The 17,767-nt window shown below is 73.7% G+C and carries 14 protein-coding genes; 12 read left to right on the plus strand and 2 right to left on the minus strand.

Going from position 1 to position 17,767, the window contains the following annotated elements; genetic code table 11:
* The first annotated feature begins 32 nt into the window (after positions 1-32).
* The 12 genes from GSF02_RS03170 (at position 33) to poxB (ending at position 14,868) form a co-directional block, all read left to right on the plus strand.
* On the plus strand, positions 33-749 hold the full coding sequence (locus GSF02_RS03170) for a response regulator (protein ID WP_159792662.1): 717 nt from the start codon (positions 33-35) through the stop codon (positions 747-749).
* Between the two features lie 100 nt (positions 750-849).
* On the plus strand, positions 850-1,755 hold the full coding sequence (locus GSF02_RS03175; protein ID WP_159792664.1) for an ABC transporter ATP-binding protein: 906 nt from the start codon (positions 850-852) through the stop codon (positions 1,753-1,755).
* Positions 1,752-3,008 (plus strand): ABC transporter permease, encoded by a 1,257-nt coding sequence (locus GSF02_RS03180; protein WP_159792666.1) that lies wholly within the window; start codon positions 1,752-1,754, stop codon positions 3,006-3,008. Before GSF02_RS03175 ends, GSF02_RS03180 begins: the two co-directional genes overlap by 4 nt.
* Positions 3,009-3,139: 131 nt before the next feature.
* Positions 3,140-4,252: a LacI family DNA-binding transcriptional regulator gene (locus GSF02_RS03185; protein WP_201308762.1), complete on the plus strand. Its 1,113-nt coding sequence runs from the start codon at positions 3,140-3,142 to the stop codon at positions 4,250-4,252.
* 144 nt (positions 4,253-4,396) lie between these two features.
* Complete coding sequence (locus tag GSF02_RS03190; RefSeq protein ID WP_159792668.1) at positions 4,397-6,058, plus strand: ABC transporter substrate-binding protein; 1,662 nt, start codon at positions 4,397-4,399, stop codon at positions 6,056-6,058.
* A 67-nt stretch (positions 6,059-6,125) separates the two neighbouring features.
* On the plus strand, positions 6,126-7,106 hold the full coding sequence (locus tag GSF02_RS03195; protein ID WP_159792670.1) for an ABC transporter permease: 981 nt from the start codon (positions 6,126-6,128) through the stop codon (positions 7,104-7,106).
* Between the two features lie 5 nt (positions 7,107-7,111).
* Complete coding sequence (locus GSF02_RS03200; protein ID WP_235915329.1) at positions 7,112-8,128, plus strand: ABC transporter permease; 1,017 nt, start codon at positions 7,112-7,114, stop codon at positions 8,126-8,128.
* Positions 8,125-9,840, plus strand: a complete 1,716-nt coding sequence (locus tag GSF02_RS03205) for an ABC transporter ATP-binding protein (protein ID WP_159792672.1) — start codon at positions 8,125-8,127, stop codon at positions 9,838-9,840. Before GSF02_RS03200 ends, GSF02_RS03205 begins: the two co-directional genes overlap by 4 nt.
* Complete coding sequence (locus GSF02_RS03210) at positions 9,837-10,802, plus strand: alpha/beta fold hydrolase (protein ID WP_159792674.1); 966 nt, start codon at positions 9,837-9,839, stop codon at positions 10,800-10,802. The genes GSF02_RS03205 and GSF02_RS03210 overlap by 4 nt, the downstream gene beginning before the upstream one ends.
* Positions 10,803-10,872: 70 nt before the next feature.
* The gene (locus tag GSF02_RS03215; RefSeq protein ID WP_235915330.1) at positions 10,873-12,063 is read left to right on the plus strand and encodes a glycoside hydrolase family 1 protein; all 1,191 of its coding nucleotides are present in this window, start codon (positions 10,873-10,875) and stop codon (positions 12,061-12,063) included.
* 159 nt (positions 12,064-12,222) lie between these two features.
* Complete coding sequence (locus GSF02_RS03220) at positions 12,223-13,071, plus strand: CPBP family intramembrane glutamic endopeptidase (RefSeq protein ID WP_159792676.1); 849 nt, start codon at positions 12,223-12,225, stop codon at positions 13,069-13,071.
* A gap of 81 nt (positions 13,072-13,152) precedes the next feature.
* Positions 13,153-14,868, plus strand: a complete 1,716-nt coding sequence (gene poxB / locus GSF02_RS03225; RefSeq protein ID WP_159792678.1) for a ubiquinone-dependent pyruvate dehydrogenase — start codon at positions 13,153-13,155, stop codon at positions 14,866-14,868.
* An 89-nt stretch (positions 14,869-14,957) separates the two neighbouring features.
* On the opposite strand, the gene GSF02_RS03230 is transcribed toward poxB, so the two are convergent.
* Positions 14,958-16,658 (minus strand): ABC transporter ATP-binding protein, encoded by a 1,701-nt coding sequence (locus GSF02_RS03230; protein WP_159792680.1) that lies wholly within the window; start codon positions 16,656-16,658, stop codon positions 14,958-14,960.
* The gene (locus tag GSF02_RS03235; protein WP_159792682.1) at positions 16,655-17,767 is read right to left on the minus strand and encodes an ABC transporter permease; all 1,113 of its coding nucleotides are present in this window, start codon (positions 17,765-17,767) and stop codon (positions 16,655-16,657) included. The genes GSF02_RS03230 and GSF02_RS03235 overlap by 4 nt, the downstream gene beginning before the upstream one ends.

Raw genomic sequence — 17,767 nt, forward strand, 5'->3', positions numbered from 1 at the left:
CGGGCGCACCGGCGCCTTCGGCGGCCGTACGCGTGCTGCTCGTGGACGACCAGCAGCTGGTGCGCTCCGGCTTCCGCCTCATCCTGTCGGTGGAGGACGACGTCGAGGTGGTGGGCGAGGCGCCCGACGGCGCCGCCGCCGTCGAGGCCGCCCGCGCGCTGCGGCCCGACGTCGTGCTCATGGACGTGCAGATGCCCGTGATGGACGGCATCGAGGCCACCCGCCGGATCGCCGCCGAGGACCTCGCCAAGGTCCTGGTGCTCACCACGTTCGACCGGGACGACTACGTGTTCGACGCCCTGTCCGCCGGCGCGTCGGGGTTCCTGCTGAAGAACTCCGACGCCGAGCACCTGGTCGAGGCGGTGCGCACCGTCGCGGCCGGGCACGCGCTGCTGGCGCCGCAGGTCACGCGCCGCGTCATCGCGCAGATGGTCGCGGCGGGCGCGGCGCCGGCGGGCGGCCCCGCGGCCGAGCCGGTGGCGCAGCGGTCCGCGCCGTCGTCGCCGGCGTCGTCGCCGACGCCACCGGCCGGCGACCCCCGCCTGGCGCTGCTCACCCCCCGCGAGACGGAGGTGCTCGAGCTCGTGGGCGAGGGCCTGTCGAACGCCGAGATCGCCCAGCGGCTGTTCCTCGGCGAGGCCACCGTCAAGACGCACGTGTCGAACCTGCTCGCCAAGCTCCAGCTGCGCGACCGCGTGCAGGCCGTGGTGCTGGCGCACCGCTGCGGGCTGGTCGGCCCGACCGCCTGACCGCGCCGTCGCCCCCGGTCCCTCCGCCGCGAGGATGACCCGCGGATCTCCCCCTCGCGGCCGATCCGCCACCCCCGGGGGCCGCCCTAGCGTTCACGTCATGACGAACGGCAGGCACGGCGCGGACCTCGAGCTCCGCGACCTCACCCGGGACTTCGGCGCGACGCGCGCCGTCGACGGCATCACGTTCACCGCCCCGTCGGGGCTGCTCACGGGCTTCGTCGGCGGCAACGGCGCCGGCAAGACCACCACGATGCGCATGATCATGGGCGTCCTGGCGATCACGAGCGGCGAGGTGCGCTTCGGCGGGGCCCCCGTCACGGCGGCCGACCGGCGCACGTTCGGGTACATGCCCGAGGAGCGCGGCCTGTACCCCAAGCAGCCGGTGCTCGACCAGCTCGTCTACCTGGCGCGCATCCGGGGCATCGGCGCGCGCACCGCCCGCCGCGAGGTGCTCGACCACCTCGAGCGCCTCGGCCTGGCCGACCGCGCCAAGGACCACGTGGAGAAGCTCTCGCTCGGCAACCAGCAGCGCGTGCAGATCATCGCTGCGCTCATGGGCTCGCCGCGGGCGCTGGTGCTCGACGAGCCGTTCAGCGGCCTCGACCCGGCAGCCGTCGACGGCATGGCGGACCTGCTGCGCGAGCACACCGCGCGCGGCGTGCCGGTGCTGTTCAGCTCCCACCAGCTCGACCTCGTCGAGCGGCTGTGCGAGCGACTCGTGGTGCTCAAGGGCGGCCGCGTGGTCGCCGCCGGCGCCCGCGAGGAGCTCGAGCGCGCCGGGCGCGTGCGCCACCGCCTCGTCGTCGCGCCCGACGCCGGGTGGGTGCGGGGCGTTCCGGGTGTGCACGTGGTCGACGTCGACGGCCCCACCGCGCTGGTCGAGCTGGCCGACGAGCCCGCCGGCCAGCGCCTGCTGGCCACCGCGCTGGAGCGCGGCCCCGTCCACGAGTTCGCGGCGGTGCGCCCGTCGCTGGCCCAGATCTACCGCGAGGTGACCGCATGAGCACGCTGACCGCCCCCGAGCGCACCCGGACGCCCGAGCACGCCCTGCCCGGCGGCGACGACGGCACGCGCCATGCGTGGGTGCTGGTCATGACCCGCGAGATCGTCGCGCGGGCCATGAACAAGTCGTTCCTGGCCAGCCTGGCGGTCTCCGTGGTGATCGTCGCGGCGATGTGCGGGTTCTTCGCCTGGCAGTCGACCAAGACGGAGTCGTTCACCGTGGCCGTGTCCCCGCAGGACGCCGTCGCCGTCGCTGCCGTGCAGGCCGTGGACGCCACCGGCGCCGAGCAGGACCCGCAGGTGCGGGCCGAGGTGCTCGACGTCGCCGACGACGAGGCCGCGCTCGCTGCGCTCGAGGACGGCGAGGCCGACGCCTGGCTGCGCCCGGCCGACGACCCGGCCGACGGCTGGGTGCTCGCCGGCGACGGCGAGCCCTCCACGACGCTCACGGCCATGCTCTCGGCAGCCGTGTCCGACGGCGTGCTAGCGCGCAACGCCGAGGCCGCCGGCACGTCGTGGGAGTCGCTCAGCACGGGCAGCACCCTGACGACCCAGGTGGTCGAGGGCGGCGTGGACTCCGGCCCGGGCTCGGCCGTGTGGGTCATCGGGTTCGTGTTCGCGCTGCTGTTCTTCGCCGGCGCCATGGGCTCCGGCGCCATGATCGCCAGCAGCGTGGTGGAGGAGAAGCAGTCGCGGCTCGTCGAGATCCTCGCCGTCGCCGTGCCGCTGCGCCAGCTGCTCGCGGGCAAGATCCTGGGCAACTCCGTGATCGCGCTGGGGCAGAACGTCATCCTCGCCGCGGTGGGCCTCGTGGGCCTGTCCTTCACCTCGCTGACCATGCAGCTGCCGGCGTTGTCGGCGTCGGTGCTGTGGTTCGTGGCGTTCTTCGCCGTCGGCTTCGTGGCCGTCGCGGCGGTGTTCGCGGTGGGCGGGGCGCTGGCGTCGCGCGCCGAGGACGTCGGCTCCACGACCAGCCCGATCATGATGGTGCTCATGGTCGTGTACTTCGCGACCTTCATGGCCGAAGGCCAGCTGCGGACCGTGCTGTCGTTCGTGCCGCTGACCAACGTGGTCACCATGCCGACCCGGGTGATGACCGGCCAGACCGCCTGGTGGGAGCCGCTGGTGTCGCTCGCGGTCCTCGCCGCCACGGCGGTGCTCGCCGTCGTCGTCTGCGAGCGCGCCTACCGCGGCGCGCTGATGCAGACCGGCGGCCGGGTCAGCTGGCGCCGGGCGCTCACCGCAGAGGCCTGACCGCCGCCTCCCCCGAAGCGTCGTCCCGGCGACGTGCGGCGCGAGCGTAAGGTGGTGCCGCTCGGCGCGCCCCGGCACCCCTCGCGCCGCCCGTCCCCGACGACGTCGACAGGGGAGCCGGTGAGGACAGCGTGACCAAGACCCCCACGGTGTACGACGTCGCACAGCGCGCCGGGGTGTCCATCGCCACCGTCTCGCGCGTGCTGCGCCGGCCCGACGACGTGCGCGAGCAGACCCGCGCGGTGGTCCACGCGGCCATCCGCGAGCTCGGCTACGTGCCCTCGGCCTCCGCGCGCGGGCTGGCCGCCCGCCACACCGGCGTGCTCGGCCTCTGCTTCCCGGACGTCGACGGCATCGACGACGTCGCCGACCTGCCCGCGCCGGTGGCCGTGGGCGCCCAGGTCGAGGTGGTCCCCGACCACACGCCGTCGCCCGGCTCGCGCTGGACGAACCTGTACATCGCCGAGGTGATGCGCGGGGCGGAGCTCGAGGCGTGGCGGCACGCGCTCGCGGTGATGATCTCCGTGCCGCGCGGCCCGCAGCGCGAGCAGCTCGTCAGCGACCTCGCCGGCCGCGTGGACGGCCTGGCCGTGCTGGCCGCCACGATCCCCGACGACGTCCTGGCCCGGATCGCGCGCCGTATCCCCGTCGTGGTCATGGCCGGCCCGCCGCGCGACGACGGCCTCGACCACATCGGCGTCGACAACGCCGCCGGCGTGCGCGCCGTCGTCGACCACCTGGTGCGCGACCACGGCTACACCGACCTCGCGTTCGTCGGCGGCCCGGACGCCTCGCCGGACGCCCGCGACCGGTTCGCCGCGTTCCGCGCGGCGCTCGCGGCGAACGGCCTGCCGGCGCCCGAGGCGCCGCTGCTGGCCGGCGACTTCACGCGTACGACGGCGCGCACGCTCGCCGCGGGCCTGGTGCGCGACCACCGCGCCACCGGCCGCCCGCTGCCCCGCGCGCTGGTGTGCGGCAACGACCAGACCGCCCTCGGGGTGCTGGACGTGCTGCACGACGCCGGGGTCGACGTGCCCGGCACGGTGGCCCTCACCGGGTTCGACGGCATCGACGCCACCCAGGTGTCGGTGCCGCGGCTGACCACGGTGAGCCAGCCGATGCTCGACCTCGGCCGCGCCGCCGTCGAGCTGCTGCGCCGCCGCATCACCGACCGCACGACGCCGACGTCGGCGGTGAACCTGCCCGTGCGCGTGCTGCTGCGGGAGAGCTGCGGCTGCCGCTGAGCACCCGCGTCCGCGCGATCACCTGCGGCGTCGCCGGCACGGTTGTCCACCGCCGATGTATGCGCTTACACTCACACACTGCAGCGCGCGACAGCGGCGCGCGGCCCCTCGCAGGAGAGGCCTCGACGAAGAGGAGTGGATGACATGACGCGCACAGCGCGCACGGCACGGCGGCTCGCGGCCGCCGCCGTCACGGTCGGCGTGCTCGCCACGGCAGCGTGCTCGGCACCGGTGCAGACGAACCAGGGCGCCGCCTCGGACCGTGGCGGGAACAGCTCGATGCTCATCGCCGCCGACAACGGCTCGCCGACGTTCGACCGGAACTTCAACCCGTTCTCGTCGGGCAAGCGCAACACCGCCACCTACATCTACGAGCCCCTCGTGATCATCAACGAGATGAGCGGCGAGGAGACGCCGTGGCTGGCCACCGGCTACGAGCAGCCGGACGCCCGGACCATCGTCTTCCACATCCGCGAGGGCGTCACCTGGTCCGACGGCGAGGCGTTCACGCCCGAGGACGTCGTGTTCACGTTCGACCTGCTCAAGAAGCACCCGCAGCTCGACCTCAAGGGCGTCTGGAGCCACATGGAGTCGGCCGAGGTCGACGGGCAGGACGTCGTCGTCCACCTGTCCGCCGAGGACGTGCCGGCCGCGCAGATCATCAGCCAGTCGCTGATCGTGCCCGAGCACCTGTGGAAGGACGTGCCGGACCCGGTCACGTTCACCAACGAGAACCCGGTGGGCACCGGCCCGTACACGCTCGGGGAGTTCACCCCGAACCAGTACACGCTCGAGAAGAACCAGGACTACTGGCAGGCCGACAAGGTGGCCGTCGAGGAGCTCGTGCAGCCCGCGGCCAACTCGGAGCTCGACATCGTCAACAACGGCTACGACTGGGCGTACGCGTTCATGAGCGACGTCGAGGAAACCTGGGTCAAGGCCGACCCGGACCACAACACGTACTGGTTCCCGGCCGGCGCCACCATCGCGCTCATCCCCAACATGACGAAGGCGCCGTACGACGACCTCGACTTCCGCCGCGGCCTCGCGGCGGCCCTCGACAAGCAGGCCATCGCCGACAAGGCCATGCAGGGCTACGTGGGCCGGGCCAGCCAGACCGGCCTGATGCTGCCGAGCCAGGAGGCCATCCTCGACCCCGACATCCCGAACGAGGGCTACGTCGACCAGGACACCGACGCCGCGCTCGAGCACTTCGCCAAGGCCGGCTACACGCAGCAGGGCGGCAAGCTCGTCGACGCCAACGGCAAGCAGCTGACGATCCGCATCACCACCCCGAACGGCTGGTCCGACTGGCTGCAGGGCGTCGAGCAGGTGCGAGGCCAGCTCGGCGAGCTCGGTATCGAGGTCGAGGTGGTGCAGCCGCAGCCGGCCGCCTACCAGCAGGAGCTCCGCTCCGGGCAGTTCGACCTGATCATGGGCACCGTCGGCGGCACGGGCCAGCCGTTCCAGGACTTCAACGGCATCCTCGGCGCGGAGTTCAACCGCCCGATCGGCGAGACCGCGTCCGGCAACTTCGGCCGCTTCAGCTCGCCGGACGCCGACGCCCTGCTCGCCGAGCTCAAGACGACCACCGACGAGCAGCGCCAGGTGGAGATCGCCCAGGAGCTGCAGCAGCTGACCTACGACCAGCTGCCGATGATCTCGCTGTTCTACGGCGGCTCGTGGGGCCTGTTCTCGACGAAGAGCTTCACGGGGTGGCCCAGCGAGGACGACCCGTACGCCTCGCCCAAGACGTGGGACTCGACCCCGCTGCTGATCCTCACCAGCCTCGAGCCCGCCGAGTGACACCCCGCCGGTGACGGTGCGGCCCGCCCCGCGGGCCGCACCGCCCCGCCCGACCCGGAAGGTTCCGATGCGCTACGTCCTGCGCAGGCTCGGACTGCTGGTCCTGACCCTGTGGGCGGCGGTGACGCTGAACTTCGTCATCCCGCGACTCATGCCCGGCTCCCCCACCGACGCCGCGATCGCCAAGCTCGCGCAGAACGGCCCCGTCACGCCCGCCGTGCAGGCGGCCATCGAGGCGCAGCTCGGCGTGCCCGGCGGCTCGTGGTGGAACCAGTACGTCGACTACCTGGGCAACGTGCTGACGCTTGACTTCGGCGTCTCGTACACGTTCTTCCCCCAGCAGGTGTCCGGCCTCGTCGCCGGCGCCCTGCCCTGGACCCTGATCATGGTCGGCCTGGTGACGGTGCTGGCGTTCGTGCTCGGCACGCTCATCGGCGTCGGTGCGGCGTGGAGGCGCGGCACCTGGGTCGACTCGCTGCCGACCGTGGGCGGCAGCTTCCTGTCGGCGTTCCCGTACTTCTGGACGGCGCTGCTCATCGTGTTCTTCCTCGGCTACGTTGCCGGGTGGTTCCCGACGTCGGGCGCCTACTCCGCCACGGCGACGCCGAACCTGTCGTGGCAGTTCCTCGGCGACGCGCTCTACCACGCGGCGCTGCCGGCGGCCACGATCCTGCTCACCTCGCTCGGCGGGTGGATCCTCGGCATGCGCAACGCCATGATCAACACCCTCGGCGAGGACTACGTGACGTTCGCCGAGGCCAACGGCCTGCGCGGCCGCACCGTGGCGGTCCGCTACGCGGCGCGCAACGCGATCCTGCCCAACCTCACCGGCTTCGGCATGGCGCTCGGCGGCGTCGTCGGCGGGTCGCTGCTGGTGGAGCAGGTGTTCGCCTACCCCGGCGTCGGCTACCTGCTCTACAACGCCGTGACCAACCAGGACTTCCCGCTCATGCAGGCGCTGTTCCTCATGATCACCGTGAGCGTCCTGGTGGCGAACTTCCTCGTCGACATCCTGTACGGCATCCTCGACCCCCGCACGAGGCGGTGACCCCCGTGACCCGACCCTCCGAGAACTCTCCCGGCGCCGCGCCCGACACCGGCACCGCCCTCGCCACGACGTCGCCCGCCGCGACGCCGTCGACCACCACGCCGCCCGCGCCGCCCGCGCCGGGCCGTCGCACGTGGCTCGACACCACCGCGCCCGGCCGCGCGCTGCAGGTGCTGGGCCGCGCCGTCGCCACCGTGTGGTCGAACCCCAAGGCCCGCGCCGGCCTGGTCATCCTCGGCGTGTTCGTGCTCATGGCCCTCCTGGCGCCGTGGCTGGCGCCCTACGACCCGCACGACGACTCCTTCGGCCGCAACGAGCCCGGCTCGGCGGCGCACTGGCTCGGCACCACGGGCAACGGCGAGGACGTGCTGTCCCAGGTGATCTACGGCTCGCGCATCTCGCTGCTCGTGGGCCTCGTCGCGGGCGGGCTGTCCACCGTCGTCGCCGTGGTCATCGGCCTGTCGTGGGGCTACCTGCGCGGCTGGGGCAACGACGTCGTCAACTTCCTGGTCAACCTGTTCCTGGTCATGCCGGGCCTGCCGCTGATGATCATCATCGCCGCGTACCTGCAGAACGGCGGGCTGCCGATGATCATCCTGGTCGTCGTCATCACCGGCTGGGCGTGGGGTGCGCGCGTGCTGCGCTCGCAGACGCAGTCGCTGCGCTCGCGCGACTTCGTCACCGCGGCGATGTTCTCCGGCGAGAGCGCCCCGCGGATCATCTTCCGCGAGATCCTGCCGAACATGACCTCGATGATCGCGGGGTCGTTCTTCGGCGCGGCCACCGCCGCGATCCTGTCGGAGTCGGGCCTGTCGTTCCTCGGCCTGGGCGACATGGCGACCGTGAGCTGGGGCTCGATGATCTTCTGGGCCCAGAACTCCATGGCCATCCTCACCGGCCAGTGGGTGCTGCTGTTCGCCCCCGGCCTGTGCATCGCGCTGCTGGCCACCGCGATGACCCTCGTCAACTTCGGCGTCGACGGGCTCAGCAACCCGCGACTGCGGGAAGGGAGCGGTCGATGAGCCTGCTCGAGATCCAGGACCTGTCAGTCGTCTACGAGCCGCGCGGCGCGGCGCCGACCCTCGCGGTCAAGGACGTGTCGCTCACTCTCGAGCAGGGCGAGTTCGTCGGGCTGGTCGGCGAGTCCGGCTCCGGCAAGTCCACGCTGGGCTTCGCCGTGACGCGCCTGCACAAGCCGCCGGCGCGGATCGCCGCGGGCCGCATCGTGTTCGACGGCGTGGACGTCGCGCAGCTGGACGCCGAGGAGCTGCGCGTGCAGCGCCGCGGCGGGTTCGCCATGGTGCTGCAGTCCGGCATGAACGCCCTCAACCCGGTGCGCACGGTGGGCAACCACTTCACCGACGTCTTCGCCGCGCACGGGCACGTGCCCACCGCCGCCCGGCGCCGGCGCGCCACCGAGCTGCTCGACAAGGTGCAGCTGCCGTCCACGGTGCTCGACCGCTACCCCGGCGAGCTGTCCGGCGGCATGCGCCAGCGCGTCTCGATCGCCCTGGCCCTGAGCCTCGAGCCGCGGCTCATGGTGTTCGACGAGCCCACCACCGCCCTCGACGTGCTCGTGCAGCACGCCGTCATGGACACCATCCGCGAGCTGCAGGCCGCCGAGGGGTTCACGGCCGTGCTCATCAGCCACGACCTCGGCGTGGTGCTGGAGTCGGCGCAGCGCGTCGTCGTCATGCACGACGGCGAGGTGGTCGAGGACGGCGCGGCGCGGCAGGTCTTCGAGGCGCCCGCACACCCGTACACGCAGATGCTGCTGAGCCACTACGCCGACCCGCGCGCCGAGGTCGTCGAGCTGCCCGGGCTCGAGCGGCGCGCCCCGGCGGTGACGGAGCCCGGGGCCGCACCGGCGTCGGCTCCGGCCGCCGGGACCGTCCCGGCGGCGGGGACCCCCGCGACCGGCCGCCGCGCGGCCCGCGACGCGATCGTCGTCGACCACGTGTCCAAGGTCTACCCGCCGCCGCGCCGCGGCGAGCAGCCGGTCACGGCTGTGGACGACGTCTCGTTCCGGCTCGAGCCCGGCGCCGCGATGGCGCTGGTCGGCCAGTCCGGCTCCGGCAAGTCGACCATCGCCAAGATGGTCACCGGCGTCGAGCGGCCCACCTCGGGCACCGTCACGTTCGGCGACCTGCAGGTCGACCGGCTCCGCCGCCACCAGCTCAAGCGCCTGCACACCGACGTCCAGATGGTGTTCCAGGACCCGTACTCGGCGCTCAACCCGCTGCACACGGTGGAGTACACGCTCACCCGGCCGGTCGAGAACTACACGGGTCTGCGCGGCGAGGCCGCCCGCGAGCGCGTGCTGGGCCTGCTGGAGAAGGTGGGGCTGACGCCGGTCGAGCAGTTCGCCGCGAAGCTGCCGCACCAGCTGTCCGGGGGCCAGCGCCAGCGCGTGGTCATCGCCCGGGCGCTCGCCTCGGACCCGCAGGTGCTGATCGCCGACGAGCCGGTGTCGATGCTCGACGTCTCCCTGCGTGCCGGCGTGCTGGCCCTGCTCGAGGAGCTGCGCGCCGAGACCGGCGTCTCGCTGCTGTACATCACGCACGACCTGCTGTCCGCCCGCGTCATCACCGACCGGATCATGGTGCTGCACCACGGCAGGGTGGTGGAGTCCGGCGGCACCGCGCAGGTGCTGCGATTCCCCGAGGACGAGTACACGACCCGCCTGCTGGACGCGATCCCGCAGCCGGCCCGCCGGTTCGGGGGCGTCGCGTGAGCGCCCGGCCCGGCCGCCCGTTCTCGGTGCTGCCGCTGCCCGCCGGCGTGGAGCCGCTGGTGCTCGACGTGCCCGTCGGGCCGCTGACCGCCTTGCGGGCGCAGGTGCCGGACGGCGTGGACCGGCGCGCGGTCGCGCTGCTGGTGCCGGGCTTCACCGGCTCCAAGGAGGACCACCGGCTGCTGCTGCCGCTGCTGGCGGAGCGCGGCGTCGAGGCGTGGACGTACTCCCAGCGCGGGCAGGCCGACTCGGCGGCTCCGGCCGGCGTCGAGCAGTACCGGCGCGAGGACTTCACCGGCGACGCGCTCGACGTCGCCGTCGTCGTGGCCGACGCCGCGGGGCTCGGCGCCGGGTCCGGGGCGGGGGTGGGCGCCGGGTCCGGCGCGGGCGCGCTGCACCTCCTGGGCCACAGCTTCGGCGGCACCGTCGCGGCGCACACCGCCGTCCGCGACCCGCGGCCGTTCGCCAGCCTGACGATGCTGTGCTCCGGCCCGCACGGCTGGCCCGGCCGCAAGGAGGCCGAGCGCGCCCGGCTGCTCGCCGCGGCCGGCCGCGTGGACCTGTGGACGCTCGACAACCCGGCGCTCGCCCGGCGCCTCGCCGCCGACCCCGGGCTGCTGGGCTCGCTGGACCCCGACACCCGGTTCCTGCGCGAGCGGTCGGCCGCCACCAGCGTCGACAACCTGCTCGGCGCGATCGAGGTGCTCGCCGACGTCCAGGACGTCACGCCGGCGCTCGCTGCGACCGGCCTGCCGGTGCTCGTGGCGCACGGCGTCGACGACGCCGCGTGGCCGCAGCCGTGGCAGCGCCTCATGGCCGAGCGCCTCGGCGCCCGGTACGCCGTCGTCGAGCAGGCCGGGCACCTGCCCAACGTGGAGAACCCCGCGGCGACCGCCGACCTGCTCGCCGGCTTCTGGACCGGCGCCGAGCCCCGGCACCCCCTGAGAACCCGGCGCCCCTGACACCCCGGCACCCCTGAGACCCGGCACCCCTGAGACCCGGCACCCCTGAGACCCGAGACGACGAACGACAGTGAGGAACACCGTGCTGCACTTCCCCGACGGCTTCCGCTGGGGGGCCGCCACCGCGGCCCACCAGATCGAGGGCAACAACTACGCCAACGACTGGTGGCCTCGCGAGTGGGCCGAGGGCACCTCGATCGTGGAGCCCAGCGGCGACGCCTGCGACTCCTTCCACCGCTACCGCGAGGACATGCAGTGCCTCGTCGACGCCGGGCTGGACACCTACCGGTTCAGCATCGAGTGGAGCCGCATCGAGCCCGAGGAGGGTTTCGTCTCCAAGGCCGGCGTGGCGCACTACCGCCGCATGGTGGAGACGGCTCTCGAGCTCGGCATCACCCCGATGGTCACGCTCATGCACTTCACCGTGCCGCGCTGGTTCGCCGACGAGGGCATGTGGCGCTCCCCCAAGGCGGCCGACCGGTTCGCCCGGTTCACCGAGCTCGCACTGCCGATTCTCGGCGACGACGTCGAGTGGGTGTGCACCATCAACGAGCCGAACATCGCCGCGATGATCGCCGGCGGCGAGGACCCGGCCAACCTCGTGGCCTACGGCCTGCCCGCGCCCGACCTGCACGTGGCGGACACCCTGCTCGAGAGCCACCACCGCGCCCGCGAGATCCTCGCCGGCGTCGGCGGCATCCGGTCGGGCTGGACGGTGGCCACCCAGGACTTCCAGCCCGAGCCGGGCTGCGAGGACGTGGCCCACGAGTACGGCCACCAGCGCGACGACTGGTACCTCGAGGCCGCCCGCGGCGACGACTGGGTGGGCGTGCAGGCCTACACGCGCACGATCATCGGCCCCGACGGTCCGCGCCCGGTGCCCGAGGGCGTCGAGACCACCCTCACCGGCTGGGAGTACTACCCGCTCGCGCTCGAGCACGGCGTGCGCTCGGCCTGGGAGAAGACCCAGGGCGTGCCGGTGTTCGTCACCGAGAACGGCATCGCCACCGCCGACGACGCCCGCCGCGTCGACTACACCGAGGCGGCGCTCGCCGGGCTGCACGCGGCGATCGCCGACGGCGTCCGCGTCGAGGGCTACCTGCACTGGAGCCTGCTGGACAACTACGAGTGGGCGTCGGGCTACCGGCCGACGTTCGGCCTGATCGAGGTCGACAAGGACACGTTCGAGCGCCGGCCGAAGCCGTCGCTGGGCTGGCTCGGCTCGGTGGCGCGGGCGAACGGGCTGACCCCGCGCGCCTGACCGGGCCCTCCTGCCCTGCGCTGCCGCCCACCGCCGGGACGGTGGGCGGCACGCCTGGGAACGGTGGGCGGCGCGCCTGCGGCCGGTGGGCGGCACGCCTGCGGCCGGTCCGCAGCCCGGCCGCAGGCCGCGCCCAGGGTCGCGGCCTAGCCTGGTCGGGTGACCGCCGTCGTCCCCGACCCCGCCCCACCGCTGGTGCGCCCCGGCGCCGCCGAGCGCCGGCGGATCACCTGGGAGATCTGGATCCTGCTGCTGCTCAGCCTCGCGAAGTCGGGCGTGTACGCGGTGGTGAACATCGCCGCGCGCTTGACGGAGACGACGCCGCTGGCCGAGCAGAGCACCACGCTCAACGCCTCCCAGTCGCCGCGGCCGTACCTCGACCTCACGTACCAGCTGCTCGGCATCGGGTTCGCGCTGGTGCCGGTGGCCCTGGCGGTCTACCTGCTCGCGCAGCGCCGCGGCGCCCCGCCGGTCAGCCGCGCGACCGGGCTCGACTGGTCCGCCCGCGGCGCGGACCTGGTGCCGGGCCGACGGCGGCGCGACGTCGGCTGGGGCGTCGCCCTCGCCGCGGCGATCGGCATCCCGGGCCTGGCCTTCTACGCCCTCGGGCGGGCCCTGGGCATCACGGTGTCGGTGCAGGCCAGCGGCCTGGACGCGCACTGGTGGACGGTGCCGGTGCTGGTGGCCTCGGCGATCGAGAACGCCGTGCTGGAGGAGGTCATCGTGGTGGCCTACCTCTTCGAGCGCACCCGCGACCTGGGCTGGGGGCCGTGGCGGTTCGTCCTCGCCAGCGCGCTGCTGCGCGGCTCGTACCACCTGTACCAGGGCTTCGGGCCGTTCCTCGGCAACGTGGCGATGGGGCTGGTGTTCGGCTGGTTCTACCGGTCGCGGTGGGGCCGACGGCGCGTGGTGCCGCTGATCGTGGCGCACACGCTGCTCGACGTCGTGGCGTTCGTCGGCTATGCGCTGGTCCCGGCGGCGTGGCGCGAGGCGCTCGGCATCACCTGAGCCGAGCGGCGGGCGGACGAGGGCGGCCATAGCCTCGTGCGGAGCAAGGAAGCCCGCGAGCCACGACCGTGAGGAAGCCCCATGCCAACAGTCGCCCAGCACCTCGTCGACAGCCTCCACTCCTCCGGTGTCCGGCGGGTCTACGGGATCGCCGGGGACTCGCTCAACGGGGTCACCGACGCGCTGCGGCGCAACGGTGACGTGGAGTGGGTCCATGTGCGGCACGAGGAGGCGGCGGCGTTCGCGGCGTCGGCCGAGGCCGCCGTCACGGGCCGGCTCGCCGTGTGCGCCGGCAGCGCTGGGCCCGGGAACCTGCACCTGATCAACGGCCTGTACGACGCGCAGCGCTCCCGCGTGCCGGTGCTCGCCATCGCCGCGGACATCCCCAGCTCCGAGATCGGCACGGGCTACTTCCAGGAGACGAACCCGCGGGACGTGTTCCGGGAGTGCTCGGTCTACGCGGCGGTCGTCTCCAAGCCCGAGCAGATGCCCCGCCTGCTGCGCATCGCCGTGCACGAGGCGCTGTCCAAGCGCGGCGTGGCGGTGCTGGTCCTCGCGGGCGACATCGCGCTGTCCCAGATCGACGCCCAGCCGGAGGCGTTCCACATCGACGCGCCGCACGTGGTGCCCGCGGAGGCGGCGGTGTCGGCGGCCGCGACCGCGCTCAACACGGCCGAGCGCGTGACGATCCTCGCGGGTGCCGGGGTGCAGGGCGCGCACGACGAGCTGGTGGCCCTGGCGGAGCGGCTCAAGGCGCCGGTCGTGCACGCGATGCGCGGCAAGGAGTTCGTCGAGCCGGACAACCCCTACGACGTCGGCATGACCGGGCTGCTGGGCTTCAGCAGCGGCTACCGGGCGATGGAGGCGTGCGACACGCTGCTGATGCTCGGCACCGACTTCCCCTATCCCCAGTTCTTCCCGCGGGACTCGACGATCGTGCAGGTCGACGTGCGCGGCGAGCAGATCGGCCGGCGCGCCAAGGTGGACGTGCCCGTCGTCGGCGGGGTCAAGGAGACGGCGACGGCGCTGCTGCCCCGGCTGCGCGACCGGCACGACACCCGGCACCTGGACGCGATGCGCAAGCACTACGCGCGGGCCCGCAAGAGCCTCGACGACCTGGCGACGCCGTCGCGCCGCACGATCCACCCGCAGTACCTGGCCCGCGTCGTGGACGAGGCGGCCGACGACGACGCCGTCTTCCTGCCCGACGTCGGCTCGCCCGTGGTGTGGGCGGCGCGCTACCTGCGGATGAACGGGCGCCGGCGGCTCATCGGGTCGTTCACCCACGGGTCGATGGCGAACGCCGTGTCGCAGGCGATCGGCGTGCAGGCGGCCCAGCCGGGCCGCCAGGTCGTCGCGCTGGCCGGCGACGGTGGCCTGGCGATGCTGCTGGGCGAGCTGCTGACGCTCGTCCAGAACAAGCTGCCGGTCAAGGTCGTCGTGTTCAACAACTCCTCGCTGAACTTCATCGAGCTGGAGATGAAGGCCGCCGGGTTCGTCACGCACTCCACCGGGCTGCAGAACCCGGACCTCGCGAAGCTCGCCGAGGCGATGGGGGTCAAGGGGGTGCGGGTGGAGTCGGCCAAGGCGCTGCCGGGCGCCGTCAAGGAGGTGCTCGCGCACGACGGGCCCGCGCTGCTCGACGTCGTCACCGAGCGGCAGGAGCTGGCCATCCCGCCGACCATCACGGCCGAGCAGGCGCAGGGCTTCACGCTGTACGCGATCCGCACCGTGCTGTCCGGCAAGGGCGACGAGCTGCTCGACCTGGCCCAGGCCAACTGGCGCCAGCTCTTCTAGTCCTCCGCCGAGATAGAGAGGTCCCCGCCCGAGATAGAGAGGTAGCTCTCTATCTCGGGCGGGGACCTCTCTATCTCGGGCGGGGAGGGTCAGCGCGTCAGCGCCGCCAGCTCCTCGCGCCGCGCGCGCTGCGCGACCGGGTCCGGGACCGGCAGCGAGGCCAGCAGCCGCCGCGTGTAGTCCTCCCGCGGGGCGCCGAGCACCTCGGCGCCGGTGCCCTCCTCGACCAGCCGGCCGCGGTACAGCACCGCGATCCGGTCGGCCAGCAGGTCCACCACGGCCAGGTCGTGCGAGACGAACAGGCAGGCGAACCCGAGCTCCTTCTGCAGCTCGGCGAACAGCTCCAGCACCCGCGCCTGCACCGACACGTCCAGCGCCGACGTCGGCTCGTCGGCCACCAGCAGCTCCGGGTCCAGCGCCAGGGCCCGGGCCAGCGACGCGCGCTGGCGCTGGCCGCCGGACAGCTCGTGCGGGAACCGGTCGCCGTACGAGCGGGGCAGCTGCACCGCCTCGAGCAGCTCGTCGACGCGCCGGCGGGCCGCCGCCGGCGACGACGCCCGGCCGTGCACGACGAGCGGCTCGGCCACGCACTCGGCGATGGTCAGCAGCGGGTTGAAGCTCGTCGCCGGGTCCTGGAACACGAACCCGAGCCGCGGCCGCATGGCCTTGAGGGCGGCCGGGCGCGCCCCGCGCATCTCGGTGCCGAGCACGCGCAGCGAGCCGCCGCTGGCCGGCTGCAGGCCGGCGATCGCGCGGGCGATCGTCGTCTTGCCCGAGCCGGACTCCCCCACCAGGCCGAGCACCTCGCCGGGCCGGATGGCCAGCGACACCCCGTCGACGGCGGTGAACCCCGGCCGGCGGAACCGGCCCGGGTAGGTGATGGTCAGGTCGGTCGCCTGCACCACCGGCTCGGCGTCGGCCCACCCCGCGGGGCGGTCCGCGGCGCGCGCCTCGGCGCGGGCGGTGCCCTCGCCGATACGCGGCACGGCGCCCAGCAGCGCCCGGGTGTACGCCGCCTGCGGCTGCGCGAAGAGCTCGCCCACGGACGCCTGCTCCACGACCTTGCCCTGGTACATCACCGCGACGCGGTCGGCCAGGTCGGCCACCACGCCCATGTTGTGGGTGATGAGCACGATGGCGGTGCCGGTCTCGTCCCGCAGCCGCCGCAGCAGCTCCAGGATCTCCGCCTGCACGGTGACGTCGAGCGCCGTCGTCGGCTCGTCCGCGACGATCAGCCCCGGGCCGAGGGCCAGCGCCATCGCGATGACGATGCGCTGCTTCTGCCCGCCGGAGAACTGGTGCGGGTAGTGGTTCACCCGCTGCTCCGGGTCGGGGATGCCGACCTGCCGCAGCGCCTCGACCGCCCGGGCGCGCGCCTCGGAGCGCGACACCCGGCCGTGGGCGCGCAGCCCCTCGGCGATCTGCCAGCCCACCGGGTACACCGGGTTGAGCGCCGTGGACGGCTCCTGGAACACCATCGCGACGTCGCGGCCGCGCACCTGGCGCAGCCGCGCCGCCGGCACGGACACGACGTCGGTGGCGCCGTCCCGCCCGGACAGCAGCACGGCGCCGCGCGTCGTGGCCGTCGGGGGCAGCAGCCCCAGGATGGTCTTCGCCGTGACGGTCTTGCCCGAGCCGGACTCGCCGACGATCGCGAGCACCTCGCCGGGGTTGACCTCGAGGTCCACGCCGTCGACGGCGCGCACCGGCCCGTGGTCGGTGGCGAACGAGACGGCCAGGTCCTTGATCACCACCACCGGGTCGCGGCCCGGCGCTGTCGAGGCGCTCATGCGCGGTCCTCCTTCTGCTCGGGCCCGGCCGGGCCCGCGGTGGGGCCGGCCGCCTTCAGCTCCGCCTCCACCGACGTCTCCACCGACGCCTGCACCGACGTCTGCGCGACGTCGCCGGCGACGTCCGCCGACGCCGTGCGCGTGCGCAGCCGCGGGTCGGCCAGGTCGTTGAGCGACTCGCCCACCAGCGTCATGCCGAGCGCGACGACGACGATCGCCAGGCCGGGGAACAGCGCGGTCCACCAGATGCCCGACGTGACGTCGGCGATGGAGCGCTGCAGGTCGTAGCCCCACTCCGCCGCGGCGGTGGGCTCGATGCCGAAGCCGAGGAAGCCCAGCCCGGCGAGCGTGAGGATCGCCTCGGAGGCGTTGAGGGTGACGATCAGCGGCAGCGTGCGCACGGAGTTGCGCAGCACGTGCCGCGTCATGATCCGCACGTGCCCGGAGCCGAGCACCCGGGCGGCGTCGACGAACGCCTCGCCCTTGACCCGGACCACCTCGGAGCGCACCACCCGGAAGTACTGCGGCACGAACACCACGGTGATGCTCAGCGCGGTGGCCATGATGCCGCCCCACATGGAGGCCTGGCCGCCGGAGATGACGATCGCGGCCAGGATCGCGAGCAGCAGCGACGGGAAAGCGTAGATCGCGTCCGCCACGACCACCAGCACGCGGTCGAGCCAGCCGCCGAAGTACCCGGACACCAGGCCGAGCACCACGCCGATCACGATGGAGGCGAGGATCGCCACGACGACGACGTACAGCGCCGTCTGCGCGCCCCAGATCACCCGGGACAGCACGTCGTAGCCGCCCACCGTGGTGCCGAGCCAGTGCTCGGCCGACGGCGGCTGCTGGGCGCCGAAGGCGCCCTCGGGGGTGCGCAGCTGGCTGTGGTCGTAGGGGGCGAGCACCGGCGCCAGCACGGCGACCAGCACGAAGAGCCCGGTGAGCACGAGCCCCGCCACGAGCGGGCCGCGCTGCAGGCCGACGCTCTGGCGCAGCTGGTGCACCACCGGCAGCCTGCGCAGCCAGCCGCCGCGCCCGCGCGCGTGCACGGGCGCCGCGCCCGCGGTGCCGACCGGCCCGAGGCCGGAGTCGAGCTGAGCCAT

The organism is Puerhibacterium puerhi (genome assembly GCF_009846865.1).
GTDB lineage: Bacteria > Actinomycetota > Actinomycetes > Actinomycetales > Cellulomonadaceae > Puerhibacterium > Puerhibacterium puerhi.

What these genes read in the sequence shown, in the direction of transcription:
- GSF02_RS03235 (WP_159792682.1), bottom strand. Translation starts at nt 17,767, where the DNA reads ATGGCTCAGCTCGACTCCGGCCTCGGGCCGGTCGGCACCGCGGGCGCG.
- poxB (WP_159792678.1), top strand. Translation starts at nt 13,153, where the DNA reads ATGCCAACAGTCGCCCAGCACCTCGTCGACAGCCTCCACTCCTCCGGT.
- GSF02_RS03175 (WP_159792664.1), top strand. Translation starts at nt 850, where the DNA reads ATGACGAACGGCAGGCACGGCGCGGACCTCGAGCTCCGCGACCTCACC.
- GSF02_RS03190 (WP_159792668.1), top strand. Translation starts at nt 4,397, where the DNA reads ATGACGCGCACAGCGCGCACGGCACGGCGGCTCGCGGCCGCCGCCGTC.
- GSF02_RS03205 (WP_159792672.1), top strand. Translation starts at nt 8,125, where the DNA reads ATGAGCCTGCTCGAGATCCAGGACCTGTCAGTCGTCTACGAGCCGCGC.
- GSF02_RS03180 (WP_159792666.1), top strand. Translation starts at nt 1,752, where the DNA reads ATGAGCACGCTGACCGCCCCCGAGCGCACCCGGACGCCCGAGCACGCC.
- GSF02_RS03195 (WP_159792670.1), top strand. Translation starts at nt 6,126, where the DNA reads ATGCGCTACGTCCTGCGCAGGCTCGGACTGCTGGTCCTGACCCTGTGG.
- GSF02_RS03230 (WP_159792680.1), bottom strand. Translation starts at nt 16,658, where the DNA reads ATGAGCGCCTCGACAGCGCCGGGCCGCGACCCGGTGGTGGTGATCAAG.